We start from the raw sequence: 14,427 nt of genomic DNA on the forward strand, positions 1-14,427 counted from the left end.
AAGCAATATGATTGAACGACCGAATTTATGGCAAATTCCGCAACCAGATAAGGCGGTGTTGGAAAATTTAGCCTATAAAAAAGAATTGCTGTTACAGCGCCTGCGTCAGATTGAGGACAGCCATAGCCAAGTACGCTTTGCCTCCAGCCTGGCGGCGGAAGATATGCTGATTACCGATTTGATTGCAAGACATGGGCTGAATATCGGTATTTTTACTCTGGATACCGGTCTGTTGCCCCAAGAAACCCTGGATTTATTGAAGCTTATTGAACGAACCTATCCCGATCTGAAACTGATACGTTTTCAGCCGAATCGGGCGCAGACTCAAAATTTCATTACGGAACAGGGCGCACAAGCTTATTACGAGAGTGTAGAACTGCGCCGGCGTTGTTGTTTTCTGCGTAAAATCGAACCCCTTAACCGTGCCTTGAATGGTGCGGACGCCTGGTTGACCGGACAACGCCGGGAACAATCGACAACCCGCAGCGAACTTGCCTTTGCCGAGCGGGATAATGCCCGCAACATGGATAAATACAACCCCATTTTCGATTGGTCGGAACGGGAGGTCTGGGCTTATATTCTACAGCAGGGGGTACCCTACAACAGACTCTATCAACAGGGCTATCCGAGTATCGGTTGCGATCCCTGCACCCGCCCGATTAAGCAGGGCGAAGACATTCGAGCCGGGCGCTGGTGGTGGGAAAATAAAGACAGTAAAGAATGCGGTCTGCATAAATAATTTTATCTTTCAGCGCTAAGGGCTCCCGATTTAATTATAAATCCATAAGGAAGAATAACGATGACAATTCAAACACAACTGCAGAACGGGCATCTGGACTGGCTGGAGGCCGAATCCATTTATATTATTCGTGAAGTGGTGGCGGAATGTGCCAATCCCGCTTTGCTGTTTTCCGGCGGTAAGGACTCCGTGGTTTTGCTGGCACTGGCCTGCAAGGCCTTTAAGTTAGGCGAACGTAGGATCAAATTGCCCTTTCCCTTGCTACATATAGATACCGGGCATAACTATCCGGAAGTGATCGCTTTTCGCGATCAACTGGTACAAAAATTAGGGGCGAAGCTGATTGTTGGCCATGTGGAAGATTCCATTAAGCGCGGTAGCGTGGTCTTACGCAAGGAAACCGACAGCCGTAACGCCGCACAGGCGGTTACCTTGCTGGAAACCATTGCGGATAATGGATTTGACGCCTTAATGGGCGGAGCCAGACGAGATGAAGAAAAAGCGCGGGCCAAAGAGCGGATTTTTTCTTTCCGCGACGAGTTCGGACAATGGGATCCTAAAGCTCAGCGCCCGGAGCTATGGTCGCTATATAACGCTAAATTGCACAAAGGGGAAAATATGCGGGTATTCCCTATTTCCAATTGGACCGAGTTGGATATCTGGCAATATATCGCACGGGAAAAGCTGGAACTACCTTCCATTTATTACAGCCACCCGCGCGAAGTGGTGAAACGCGGAGGATTGCTGGTACCGGTAACGGACTTAACGCCGAAGGGAAGCGGCGAACAAAGCCGAATTATCAATGTACGTTTCCGTACCGTAGGCGATATCAGCTGCACCTGTCCGGTCGCGAGCGAAGCGCAAAATGCCGAAGACATTATTCGTGAAACCGCCGTCGCCGATATTTCGGAACGCAGCGCCACCCGACTGGACGATCAGGCGAGTGAAGCGGCAATGGAAAAACGTAAAAAAGAAGGCTACTTCTAAGCATATTAGGCTAAGGAATTTATATGACAACAAAACTCACCCCTCTACGTTTTATTACCGCCGGCAGCGTAGATGACGGCAAAAGCACATTAATCGGGCGTTTATTATATGACAGCAAGGCGTTACTGACCGATCAAATCGATTTATTGCAAAACAAAGGAAGCAAAAACAGCGGACAGGCGATCGATTTTTCCCGGCTTACCGACGGACTGGAAGCGGAGCGCGAACAGGGGATCACCATTGATGTGGCCTATCGCTACTTTTCCACCCCTAAGCGTAAATTTATTATTGCCGATACCCCGGGACATGAACAATATACCCGCAATATGGTTACCGGCGCTTCCACCGCTACGGCGGCCGTGGTATTGATTGATGCCTCTCAATTAAATTTTGCCGCCGAGGAATTGCAACTGCTGGCACAGACCAAGCGCCATTCCGCCATACTGCGCCTGCTTAATTGCCCGCATATTATCGTTGCGGTAAATAAGATGGATTTACTCGATTATAGCCGAGAAAAATTCGAGCGTATTTGCACGGCTTACCAAGCCCTGGCGGAGCAACTCGGATTACGCAATCTCCGTTTTGTGCCCGTATCCGCTTTATTGGGGGATAACCTGGTCTACAGCAGTGAAAGTATGCCCTGGTATCAGGGCGAGCCCTTACTGAGTATTTTGGAAAATTTGCCGACGAAGGAACAACAACGCAAAGGGGAAGCCTTTTTCTTTCCGGTCCAGTATGTGATTCGTCAAGATGCGGATAAGCAGAACGATTTCCGCGGCTATCAAGGCAGGGTAGAAGCCGGAGAGATCCGCGTCGGTGATAAAATCCGTATCGAACCTAGCGCACAGCAGGCGGAAATTAGGGAAATTATTCACCCCAAGGGCGCCTCTGATTCGGCTAAAACCGACCAGGTGATAACCCTGTGTTTGGATAAAGATATTGATATTTCCCGCGGCGATGTGTTTGTGGCGCAGGATTCGCCCTTAGTACCGACGCAAGCGCTGGCGGCAACCCTATGTTGGTTTGATCAGCGCCCCCTCAATCCGGCGCGCAAATACCTGCTTAAACATACAACCAAAACCGTTTTTGCCCGGATCAAACATATCGCCAGCGTATTGGATGTGGAAACCCTATCTCAAAGCAGCGGCAGAGAGCAGGTGGCAGTGAATGATATTGCCCGCATCAACCTTGTTCTACAGCAACCTATTGCCGCCACCCTTTATGAAGATAACGCTGTCGGCGGATCCTTCATTCTCATCGATGAAGCGACTTACCATACCGTAGCGGCGGGTATTATTACCGGGCTGGACAGCTAAGTGCGGCAGAAGGTCGGAACAGACAAAAGTGCGGTGTTTTTTTATCGTCGTTTTTAAACGACGTCGAAAAATCACCGCACTTACGGGCAAGCAAGAATTACCCATTTAATGCGGGGAACAATATGAGCACAAACACAACGAACGAATTTCCTTTTAGTGCGGAAACCGCACGTATTCTGAATGATTTAGCCCCTTTGCAGCTGGCTTGGCTTTCCGGCTACTGCTGGGCGAAAGCCGCCGCTTCGGGGGCGCAACCGGAAACAGCGGGCGTCCTTATACAAAGCGCGCCAACAGCAGAGCCTTTGGCGGTAACCGTACTGTCCGCTTCTCAAACCGGTAATGCCAAATCCGTTGCGGATAAACTGGCGCAGCAGTTGAGTGCGGCGGGAATCGGCGTAAAACGCAGCGCATTAAAGGACTATAAAGCTAAAAATATCGCTACGGAAAAATGCCTGCTGTTGGTAACTTCCACACAGGGGGAGGGCGAAGTTCCGGAAGAAGGGTTGCCTTTGTACAAATTCCTGCAGGGGCGAAAAGCACCGGATCTGAGCGGGCTGGAATATGCGGTGTTGGGATTGGGGGACAGCTCCTATCCCCAATTCTGTCGGGCCGGAAAAGATTTTGATCAACGCCTGAGCGAACTGGGGGCAAAAGCCTTAGCGCCACGAACCGATGCGGATCTGGATTTCACCGCTACCGCCGACGGTTGGATCGAAAACATGGTGCGGATTATTCAGCAAAAAACAACGACTTCCACCGCCGTAAACGCTATTTCTCCCGTCGCCTCCAACAAAGCGGACCCGCAGGCGGTGTTTGATCGTCAGCATCCTTTTGCCGCTACTTTACTGACCAATCAGAAAATTACCGGTCGCCACTCGCAAAAAGACGTTCGCCATATAGAACTGGATCTAAGCGGTTCCGGATTGAGTTACCAGCCGGGCGATGCGCTGGGGGTATGGTTTGAAAATGATCCCTTGTTAGTGGAGGAAATTCTACACGGCAGCGGCCTAAGCGGCGAGGAAGAAATAAAAATCCAAGACGAGGTCTTACCGCTTCGCACCGCGCTCTTATCCCGACTGGAAATCAGCCAGAATACGCCGAGCTTTGTAAAACAATATGCCGAACAAATTGATAATTCCGAACTGAAAGCATTGGCGGCAGAGGGAGAAAAACTGCAGGCTTATGTACAAAGTACCATGCTGGCGGACGTAGTGGCGGATTATCCGGGGAAATTAAGCGCAACGCAACTGGCAAACTTATTGCGTCCTTTACAGCCGCGCTTATATTCCATTTCCTCAGCGGCGGAAGAAGTGGGGGAGGAAGTCCATTTAACCTTAGGCGCCCTGCGTTTCGAACACCGGGGCAAAACCCGCAGCGGGGCGGCTTCAGGTTATTTGGCGGATCGCGTACGCGAAGGGGACAGCATCAATATTTTTATCGAAAGCAATGAGAATTTCCGGCTGCCGGAACAGCAGGATAAACCCGTAATTATGATCGGCTCCGGTACCGGTATCGCACCTTTCCGCGCCTTTGTTCAACAGCGTGCGGCACAACAGGCGAGCGGCGAAAACTGGCTGATCTTCGGTAACCCGCATTTTACTCAGGATTTTTTATACCAGCTCGAATGGCAACAGTTTGTTAAAGAGGGCTATTTGCATAAGTATGATTTTGCCTGGTCGAGGGATCAAGCGCAAAAAATATATGTTCAGGACAAAATTCGTCATAACGCAGATGAGCTTTGGCAATGGTTACAACGAGGCGCACATCTGTACGTTTGCGGCGATGCCTCCGGCATGGCGAAAGCGGTGGAAACAGCCTTGCTTGAAGTTATCGGGGAAAAGGGCGGTTTTGACAATGAAGGAGCGGAAGAATATTTGAACGAATTGCGTGAACAGGGTCGCTATCAACGCGATATCTATTAATTTTATTGGTGGGGATAAAGAAATGAGTAAACAGGATATAGAAAATCAGGATTGGAAAAAACAACCGCTGTCCGATAACGAAAGGCTAAAACGGGAGAGTAATTTTTTACGCGGCACCATTTTGGAGGATTTGGCGGATCCGCTCAGCGGCGGGTTCAAAGGGGATAACTTTCAGTTGATTCGGTTCCACGGTATGTACGAGCAGGACGATCGGGACATTCGCGCCGAACGTTTGCAGGAAAAGCTTGAGCCGCTTAAATTCATGTTGTTACGTTGTCGCTTACCCGGCGGTATTATTAAACCTCAGCAATGGATTGAAATCGATAAATTTGCCCGGGAACATACCTATTATCAATCCATCCGCTTAACCAATCGTCAGACTTTCCAGTATCACGGCGTGCCCAAAGGGCAGTTGCAGTCGATGCATCGTCTGCTGCATAAAATCGGGCTGGATTCCATTGCTACCGCCGCGGATATGAATCGTAACGTACTCTGTACCTCCAACCCGATTGAATCGGAATTGCATCAGCAGGCCTATGAGTTTGCCAAGAAAATTTCCGAACATTTGTTACCGCGTTCCAGGGGATATTTGGATGTATGGGTGGACGGTAAAAAAATCGGCAGTTCGGAAGAGCTGCTAAAGCCGGAAGAAGAGCCTATCTTGGGTAACACTTTTTTACCGCGTAAGTTTAAAACCGCCGTTGCGATCCCGCCCCTTAATGATGTGGATGTGTACGGTAACGATTTAAATTTTATCGCCGTTCAGGACCAAGCGGGAAAATTATGCGGCTTTAATGTTCTGGCGGGCGGCGGGCTTTCTATGGAACATGGTAATACTAAAACCTATCCGAACGTTTCCTTAGAACTGGGTTATGTGCCGTTGGATAAAACCTTAGCGGCAGCAGAAGCCGTTGTTACAACGCAACGGGATTTCGGTAACCGCAGTGATCGTAAAAATGCCCGTACCCGCTATACCATTCAACGTATGACCTTGGAAGGCTTCCGAGCCGAAGTGGAAAAGCGCATGGGGGCAAAATTCGAACCCATACGCCCGTTTAAATTCACTGAACGGGGCGATCGTATCGGTTGGGTTAAAGGGATTGATAATAACTGGCATTTAACGCTGTTTATCGAGAGCGGGCGTTTAACCGATCAGCCGGATAAACCGCTATTGACCGGTATGCTGGAAATAGCCAAGGTACATAAGGGGGATTTTCGTATTACCGCCAATCAAAATATGATTATCGCCAATGTGGCGGAGCAGGATAAGGCGCAAATCGAAGCCTTGGCGCGCCGTTACGGTTTGATTTCCCATCGGGTCAGCAAACTGCGCGAATATTCTATGTCCTGCGTTTCTTTTCCCACCTGCCCCTTGGCCATGGCGGAAGCGGAACGGATTTTACCGGCATTTATCGATGAACTGGATAAACTGATGGCTAAATATCAACTTAGCGATGATTTTATCGTTACCCGCATTACCGGTTGTCCGAACGGTTGCGGACGGGCGATGCTGGCGGAAATCGGCCTGGTGGGAAAAGCCCCGGGGCGTTATAACCTGCATATCGGCGGTGATCGCGAAGGGGCGCGTATTCCGCGTCTGTATCGGGAAAATATTACCCTGGCGGAAATTCAGCAGGAACTGGACGCTCTGATCGGGCGCTGGGCGGCGGAACGTGAGGAAAACGAAGGTTTCGGTGATTTTGTGATTCGCACAGGTATTATTCAACCGGTGGTAAATGCTGCTGTGGATTTCTGGAATGCCGCATTGATTCCGACGCTTAACAATTGATTTATGGGGGCTAAACAGACTTATCCTTAAAGCCTTAGGCAAAATAGCAGCTATGTTGAAAGCCGGATTTATCCTAGCGGGTAACTCCGGCTGATATTTTTAAGGGATTTAAGAAAGCGGCAAATTAAAGCATAAGCCCTGAAAAAAGATCGCAGTCTGAATTCAATTTTGTTAAACTCGGCAAGAAAAACTCCCGTCATCTTAATTGATCTCGTCGTTTTTCATACGGACTTTTTAAATTCATTTGGAACAGAGACATGGAACATCAATCTTCTCTTCAGCGCTTTTTTCAGCTAAAACAACATAATAGTTCGGTAAAAACGGAAATTATCGCCGGATTGACCACATTTTTCACCATGGTATATATCGTTTTTGTGAACCCCTCCATTTTAGGCGATGCCGGTATGGACAAACAGGTGGTCTTTGTAACTACCTGCCTTATTGCGGGCTTGGGTACCATCGCCATGGGGCTGTTCAGTAACCTGCCGATTGCATTGGCGCCCGCCATGGGGCTAAATGCGTTTTTCGCTTATGTGGTGGTGGGTAAACTGGGGTATTCTTGGCAAATCGGTATGGGCGCCATTTTTTGGGGCTCCGTGGGCTTATTATTGCTGACATTATTCCAGATTCGTTACTGGCTTATGGCTTCCATTCCCTTAAGCCTGCGGGTCGGCATCGGGGCGGGTATCGGATTTTTTATCGCCCTGATCGGCTTTAAAAATATGGGTTTGGTGGTAGCCAATCCCGCAACCTTGGTAGCGCTTGGCGATTTGCATGATCCGAAAGTATTATTGGGCATTTTAGGTTTCTTTATTATTGTCGTACTGGCGGCGCGCAATATTTTTTCCGGCGTACTGGTTTCTATTGTAACTATTACCGCTCTGGCTTTGTATTTTGATCAGAATGTTATTTTCCAAGGCATTATTTCCATGCCGCCGAGTTTGGACGCGGTGGTCGGAAAAGTAGATATCGCCGGTGCTTTGGATACCGCACTGCTCGGCATTATTTTCTCTTTTTTACTGGTGAATTTGTTCGATTCTTCGGGAACATTGCTAGGGGTAACGGATAAGGCGGGCATTAGCGATGCACAAGGACGATTCCCGAAAATGAAACAGGCGTTATATGTGGATAGCGTCAGTGCGGTGAGCGGTTCCTTTATCGGAACTTCCGCTATCAGTACCTATGTGGAAAGCGGCGCCGGAGTGTCTGTTGGCGGTCGTACCGGTATGACCGCGGTTACGGTGGGCGTTTTATTCCTGCTGACCATTTTCTTTTCTCCGCTGGCGGCGCTGGTTCCGGCTTATGCAACGGCGGGAGCCTTGGTTTATGTCGGCATTTTAATGGCTTCCAGCCTGATTAAGGTTAAATGGGAAGATCTGACCGAAGCGGCACCGGCGTTTATTACCGCCGCCATGATGCCTTTTACTTATTCTATTACGGAAGGTATCGCCTTCGGTTTTATCAGCTACTGTATTATGAAAGCCGGAACCGGACGACTAAAAGAAATTAACGGGCCGGTTTGGGTGGTTTCCCTGCTGTTCTTAATTAAATTTATATGGGTCGGCTAAGTCCGACCTTCGGATAGAGGAAAAAATTATGCAGAAATTACTTTTTATTATTAACTCCGCCCCCTACGGCAACGAAAGTTTCTTCAGCGGATTACGGTTGGCGCTACAGCTGCAGGAACAGTATAAAGAGGAGATTGAACTGAAGTTGTTTTTAATGTCCGATGCGGTAAGCGGCGGACTGGCCAAACAGCAGCCGGCGGAAGGATACCATGTTCAGCAGATGCTGGAAATTCTGACCGCACAGGGCGCAACGGTGAAACTTTGTAAAACCTGTACCAATGCGCGCGGTATTACCGAGCTGCCGTTGGCGGAGGGGGTTCAGATCGGCACCTTAATCGAACTGGCGGACTGGACGTTTGAAGCGGATAAAGTACTGAACTTCTAATTTTCCGCTATATTTGACGCCTTCCTGCGGGAAGGCGTTGTTTTATGGGAAGGGAGCCGGCTAACGGCAAAATTGCTATAATAACGCCGCCTTATAATCAATGGCCCTTTATACTGAAAAAAGCATGGAAAAAACTACCGCACTTGATCCTGTTTCCGTCCCGCTGAACAGTCGGGTATTAATCGAAGCTTCGGCGGGTACCGGCAAAACCTATACCATCGCCTCATTATATTTAAGGTTGTTGCTGCAAGCCGGACAGCCGGCGGCACATAATTTTGCCCGCCCGCTGAGGGTGGAGCAGATTCTGGTGGTTACCTTTACCGAAGCGGCGACCCAGGAATTAAAGGCGAGGATCCGCGAACGTATTCAAAGGGCTAAGGCCTTACTCAATATTTACCGCCGCCAGGGGGATAAGGCGATTTTTCGCAATACGGATAATGCGATGTTGGAAACGCTGGTGGACGAGTTGGATATCGGTCTGGCGGTGGAACGCCTGAATATTGCGGAACGAAATATGGATATGGCGGCGATTTATACTATTCACGGTTTTTGTCGCCGTATGTTGATGCAGTACGCTTTTCATTCCGGCATTCATTTCGATTTGGAACTGGTGGCTGACGAAAGCGAACTGATAGAGAGATTCTGCGCAGAATTTTGGCGCGAGAATTTTTATCCGCAGCCTTTGCAGATCGCCCGTTTTATTCATCGCCATTTTATTTCGCCACAGCAGGTTATGGCGGAAATTCGCCCTTATGTGTATGGCGATATGTTGAAAATAGAAACCCAGCACGGCAGTTTACTGAATCTTTCTTTGCAGGAATTTTTCGAAGGTTATTTATTACGAGGGCAACAGGCATTAGATCAACTGAAAGCCGCATGGCTGGCGCAGGCGGAGGATATCGAAAGGCTGATTCTGGAGGAAATTGGGCGCGATTATAAAAAAGGCGAAAAAAAACGTCTGAAACGACGGGTCTTTAATTCTTCCAATCCGCCTAAATGGCTGCGCGAAATGAAGGATTGGGCGCAAAATTCCTATGAAACCGCCCTGCCGGAAAAGGGGATAAAGTATTTTTCCCAACAGGCTTTAATCGATTATGCGGAAGAGGGCGCGGAGCCTATTTACCATCCGCTGTTTGAACAATTGGATAATGTAAGGGAAAGCCTTGCGGATACGGAATTATATCGCAAACTGATCCTTGCCCATTATATTCGGGGCGTAAGAGCTAAATTGCTGGATTACAAACTGAAGCATAAAGAAAAGAGCTTTGAGGATCTGCTCCATCTGTTTAAACAGGCCTTATATGCTCGGAGCGGCGACGAACTGGCGGATGCCGTCCGCCACCGTTATCCTTTTGCCATGATTGACGAATTTCAGGATACCGATAACAATCAATACCAGATTTTCCACAAACTCTATATGGGCGCGCCGACCAACGCGGAAATTCCAACCGGTTTTTTAATGATCGGGGATCCGAAACAGGCTATTTATCGCTTCCGCGGTGCGGATATTTTCACTTACCTGAAAGCCTCAAGGCAGGCAGCGCTTCGTCTAACCCTAGGATTAAATTATCGCTCCCATCAGGATTTATTGAAGGCGGTTAATGGGCTGTTTGACTTTTCTCTGCATGCGCCCTTCTTATATAAAGGCATAGGTTTTGAACCGGTGGGCAACGGCAAAAAGCTATCGCCCTTTATGGATAACGGACAAAAGGCCGCTGCCTTTGATTTTTATCTCGGCGACGAAACCCAAGCCGCCCGTTGTTGTGCGCAAAGTATTGCCCGATGGTTGAAGGATGCGGCGCAGAATAATACCGGATTTGGCGGAGAGCAAGAACTGGTTCCGTTACAGCCGAAGGATATTGCCGTACTGGTGCGCAATCGCTATGAGGCCGCAGAGATCCGAAAAGCCTTATTGGCCTATGATATCCCTTCGGTTTATTTATCTGACGATAGCAACGTATTCGATGCCGGGGAAGCTAAAGATTTATTACTGATTTTGAATGCCTGTCTTAACCCTCTGAACGAACGTAATATTTTAAATGCGATTGCCACCTCGACTTTTTCACTGACGGCGCAGGATATTCACCATATCAAGCATAGTGAAAAGGATTGGGAACAATGGGTGGAGCGCTTTTTGCATTATCAGCGCATCTGGCGCTATCAGGGCGTTTTAGCCATGCTGCATCGCCTATTTATGCGCGAAGCTATAGTGCAGCGCTTGATTGGTAGCGCAGAAGGGGAAAGAAGGGTAACGGATCTGTTTCATCTGGCGGAGCTTTTGCAACAGGCTGCCGCCACAAATGAAAATGAAGCTGCCCTGGTACATTGGCTGGAGGCGCAGATTCAGGGAGAGAACCGCACCGATGCTCAGCGCATAAGATTGGAAAGCGAACGGCAGCTGGTCAGAGTGGTAACCGTACATAAATCCAAAGGACTCGAATATCCTCTCGTTTGGTTGCCTTTTATCGCTAAAGGCGTTAAAACGCCGTCGCGACGGGATATTTCCACTTATTATGATAAGGCGCGGGAAGCAATACATTGGGATATGGATAATCAACATCAAGAGCAGCGAGATAAGGAATCCCTGGCGGAAGAAATGCGTCTGCTGTATGTTGCTTTAACCCGAGCTAAATACCATATTTCTTTTGTTTTGCCGACGCAGTTTGAAAAACAATGGAATGCTCTGCTATATGCATTGACTCAGGGCGAAATCGGCGAAACAAGGGGGCTTGACGGCACTTATCAGAGCCGGCCTTTGTTGGAGGCATTGGGGCGGCGTATCGGCGAACAGAATTTACGTATTATGGCGTTCGATGGAGAAGAGGAGATTGCTGCGCTAACGGAGGAAATTCGGCCTCCGCTGCTGGAGGGAGAATACTTTAACCTTAATATCGAACGGGACTGGCGGGTTCTCGGCTTTACCGCGCTGGCACGTATGCATGAACAAAAGAGTTCGGGTATGCTTGCGTCTTCGGAACCGCTAAGCGGGGTGGATTTTTATGCTTTTTCCGAGCAGGGAGAATACGCGGGAGAAGAACGGAATAACTTTTCCCTTGCGGCGGATAATATGTCGCCGGAGGGGCAACAGGAAAGCCGTTTTCAGGATTATCCGCCGGGGTTTTCGCCCGTTGATTTTCCGCACGGAATTTATGTGGGGAACGCCCTACATCGTTATTTCGAAAAATATGCTTTCGGCCCGGTGGCGGAAGAGGGGATACAGTCCTTATGCCACACATTACAGCTGGCGCAAGAATGGCAGGCGCCGCTCGCTCAATGGTTGGAAAATATCCGCAGCCATCCCCTGGCAGAGGTCGGCATCGCCCTGAAAGATTTGGCTCCCTCGGATTATCTGCAGGAAATGCAGTTTTATCTGAAATTAAGCCGCAATCTCAAGATTGGAGAATTTAATCGTCTGCTGCAACAATATCATCCGCTGTATTGCCGGGACTGGCAGTTAGAGGAAATTAAAGGCATGATCCGAGGGTTTATGGATTTGGTTTTCCGCCATGGGGGAAAATATTATATTGCCGATTATAAATCCAATCTGTTAGGTATGAGTCCGCAACATTATGGCAAGGATGTTTTGCAACAAGGGATGCAAAATAATCAATATGATCTGCAATATTTACTCTATACCCTGGCCCTGCATCGTTATCTTGGTACGCGGGACAGCAATTATTGCTACCGCCGCGATTTCGGCGGCGTATACTATCTCTTCCTACGCGGTATGAACGGCAGGGAAGAAGAATACGGCGTGTTTTACACTAAACCTGATGAGCGTCTGATTGAAGCGCTGGACGCACTTTTTTAAGCGGGATTCCATATGCTGAGCATTTTAGCCCAACTGAAACAACAACAATTGATCGGCGCAAGCGAATATTATTTCGCCGCACTGATTGCGGAGAAACAACGACCTCATAATTATTCCGCAGCGGTTGCCGATTTAGCGGTTCTGCTGGCGGCATTAATTACCTTTGCGCAGCAGCGCGGAAATACCTGTCTATTTTTGAACGAGGCGTTGCTGCATAATCCTTTTGAGCTTGCGGAACGGGCTGAGGGGGCTGAATATCTCGGCGCTATCCGCAGTAAAATCGAAGGGTTACCTCTTAGCCGCTGGCAGGAGGCGTTGGCAGGGCATATAGCTTTTAGCAGCGCGCCTCGGCAGCGGATTACTCCCTTAGTGTTTCAGTTTAACGCCCTCTATTTTTACCGCAGCTGGCAGGACGAATATTTTGTTGCCCGTTACTTGAAAAGGGCGGTGAAAAATAGCCCCTTATTTACCGATAGCGCTCAGATAGAACAAGTAAAAGCCTTACTTAAGGAAGAACAAAGCTGTAATCCGGGGCAGAAAATCGCTATTGCCGCAGCGTTGCGCCAGCAATTTTGCCTTATATCCGGCGGACCCGGTACGGGAAAAACCTTTACCGTAGCGCGTTTATTAATCGCATTACAGAAGCTTAACGGGACAAAACTGCATATCCGGCTGGCGGCACCTACAGGTAAAGCCGCCGCCCGCTTAAGCGAAAGTATCGCCGATGCGCTGAATAAAATGTCGCTGCCGGCGCCATTGCGTCAATCGGTTCCCAATGAAGGTATGACCGTTCATCGTTTGCTCGGCGAGGGGTATCCAAGAGGCAAGGGGAATAATCCGCTGCCGGCGGACGTATTGGTGGTGGATGAGGCTTCTATGCTTGATCTGAGATTATTGGCCGAACTGTTGAAAGCGCTGAAACCCGATGCCAGACTTATTTTACTGGGGGATAAGGATCAGCTCGCTTCGGTGGAGGCGGGGGCTGTTATCGGTGAGCTAGGCGCCTTTCTGCAACAGGGGTACGGGCGTGATTTTGCCGATTATCTGAGGGATGTAACCGGTGAAGTAACGGATTATCAAGCGGCGGGAAATCCGATTCGCGATCATTTGTGCTATCTGTATGAAAGTCGTCGTTTCGGTCAACACTCAGGTATCGGCCGGCTGGCTAAAGCGGTAAACGAGATGCAGGCCGAGAGCAGCCTGAGCCTGTTTGAACATTTTACCGATATTGAATTTATTGATGCGGAATCCGCTATCCGTGCAGCACAACAGAATAATCCGCCGGATTACGCTGCGCGTGCGGTGAGTATGGCGGTTAAGGAATATCTTGCTTACCTTAACCTGATTCGAGAATCTACGCAGTTTGACGGGCAAAGTGTCGCACGGATTTTTAATGCCTTTAAGCGAATCCGTTTTCTCACCGCTTTGCGTAGCGGCGAGTCGGGCGTGGAGTTGCTTAATCAACGCATTGCCGAGGGCCTGCGCCGTAAAGGTGCGCTGTATTTTAAACACAGCCGCGACTGGTATGTAGGGAAACCAGTGATGGTTATTCGCAATGACAGCAATGTCGGATTATTTAACGGGGATATAGGCTTGTTTTTCGCCGATAAGGTCTGGTTTGAAACGGGAGAAGGGCAGTATAAAGCCATATCTCCCAGCCGGGTTCCCGCCCATGAAACGGCATTTGTGATGACGGTACATAAATCACAGGGCTCGGAATTTGAGCATACTTTCTTGATTTTGCCGCCGCATAATTCGCCTTTACTGAGTAAAGAACTGGTCTATACGGCGGTAACTCGAGCCAAGTCGCAGCTGAGCGTATTCGGCACGAAAAATGTTTGGAAAAGTGCGCTGAGAAAATCCGTACAACGACAAAGCGGATTGGGCCGGCAGCTGCAACAGGATTAGGC

The 14,427-nt window shown here is 48.9% G+C and carries 9 protein-coding genes; all 9 read left to right on the forward strand.

Features of this window, described 5'->3' with window-relative positions:
- The first annotated feature begins 7 nt into the window (after positions 1–7).
- The 9 genes from EDC45_RS03800 (at position 8) to recD (ending at position 14,425) form a co-directional block, all read left to right on the forward strand.
- The gene (locus EDC45_RS03800) at positions 8–739 is read left to right on the forward strand and encodes a phosphoadenylyl-sulfate reductase (RefSeq protein ID WP_133543613.1); all 732 of its coding nucleotides are present in this window, start codon (positions 8–10) and stop codon (positions 737–739) included.
- 60 nt (positions 740–799) lie between these two features.
- The gene (gene cysD / locus EDC45_RS03805) at positions 800–1,726 is read left to right on the forward strand and encodes a sulfate adenylyltransferase subunit CysD (protein WP_133543615.1); all 927 of its coding nucleotides are present in this window, start codon (positions 800–802) and stop codon (positions 1,724–1,726) included.
- 17 nt (positions 1,727–1,743) lie between these two features.
- Entirely contained in the window at positions 1,744–3,042 is a 1,299-nt protein-coding gene (locus tag EDC45_RS03810) for a sulfate adenylyltransferase subunit 1 (protein WP_424960659.1), read from the forward strand.
- Between the two features lie 122 nt (positions 3,043–3,164).
- Complete coding sequence (locus EDC45_RS03815) at positions 3,165–4,964, forward strand: assimilatory sulfite reductase (NADPH) flavoprotein subunit (protein WP_133543619.1); 1,800 nt, start codon at positions 3,165–3,167, stop codon at positions 4,962–4,964.
- Between the two features lie 22 nt (positions 4,965–4,986).
- Positions 4,987–6,753 (forward strand): assimilatory sulfite reductase (NADPH) hemoprotein subunit, encoded by a 1,767-nt coding sequence (gene cysI, locus EDC45_RS03820; protein ID WP_133543621.1) that lies wholly within the window; start codon positions 4,987–4,989, stop codon positions 6,751–6,753.
- A gap of 257 nt (positions 6,754–7,010) precedes the next feature.
- Positions 7,011–8,321 carry an NCS2 family permease gene (locus EDC45_RS03825; protein ID WP_133543623.1) on the forward strand — a complete coding sequence of 437 codons (1,311 nt, stop codon included), beginning with the start codon at positions 7,011–7,013 and terminating at the stop codon, positions 8,319–8,321.
- A 28-nt stretch (positions 8,322–8,349) separates the two neighbouring features.
- Positions 8,350–8,706: a DsrE/DsrF/TusD sulfur relay family protein gene (locus tag EDC45_RS03830; RefSeq protein ID WP_133543625.1), complete on the forward strand. Its 357-nt coding sequence runs from the start codon at positions 8,350–8,352 to the stop codon at positions 8,704–8,706.
- A gap of 124 nt (positions 8,707–8,830) precedes the next feature.
- The gene (gene recB, locus EDC45_RS03835; protein ID WP_133543627.1) at positions 8,831–12,517 is read left to right on the forward strand and encodes an exodeoxyribonuclease V subunit beta; all 3,687 of its coding nucleotides are present in this window, start codon (positions 8,831–8,833) and stop codon (positions 12,515–12,517) included.
- A 12-nt stretch (positions 12,518–12,529) separates the two neighbouring features.
- Positions 12,530–14,425 carry an exodeoxyribonuclease V subunit alpha gene (gene recD, locus EDC45_RS03840; RefSeq protein WP_133543629.1) on the forward strand — a complete coding sequence of 632 codons (1,896 nt, stop codon included), beginning with the start codon at positions 12,530–12,532 and terminating at the stop codon, positions 14,423–14,425.
- Positions 14,426–14,427: the final 2 nt, after the last annotated feature.

This window comes from Mesocricetibacter intestinalis (assembly GCF_004363295.1).
Classification (GTDB): Bacteria; Pseudomonadota; Gammaproteobacteria; order Enterobacterales; family Pasteurellaceae; genus Mesocricetibacter; species Mesocricetibacter intestinalis.

What these genes read in the sequence shown, in the direction of transcription:
- EDC45_RS03825 (WP_133543623.1), top strand. Translation starts at nt 7,011, where the DNA reads ATGGAACATCAATCTTCTCTTCAGCGCTTTTTTCAGCTAAAACAACAT.
- EDC45_RS03800 (WP_133543613.1), top strand. Translation starts at nt 8, where the DNA reads ATGATTGAACGACCGAATTTATGGCAAATTCCGCAACCAGATAAGGCG.
- recB (WP_133543627.1), top strand. Translation starts at nt 8,831, where the DNA reads ATGGAAAAAACTACCGCACTTGATCCTGTTTCCGTCCCGCTGAACAGT.
- recD (WP_133543629.1), top strand. Translation starts at nt 12,530, where the DNA reads ATGCTGAGCATTTTAGCCCAACTGAAACAACAACAATTGATCGGCGCA.
- cysD (WP_133543615.1), top strand. Translation starts at nt 800, where the DNA reads ATGACAATTCAAACACAACTGCAGAACGGGCATCTGGACTGGCTGGAG.
- cysI (WP_133543621.1), top strand. Translation starts at nt 4,987, where the DNA reads ATGAGTAAACAGGATATAGAAAATCAGGATTGGAAAAAACAACCGCTG.
- EDC45_RS03815 (WP_133543619.1), top strand. Translation starts at nt 3,165, where the DNA reads ATGAGCACAAACACAACGAACGAATTTCCTTTTAGTGCGGAAACCGCA.
- EDC45_RS03830 (WP_133543625.1), top strand. Translation starts at nt 8,350, where the DNA reads ATGCAGAAATTACTTTTTATTATTAACTCCGCCCCCTACGGCAACGAA.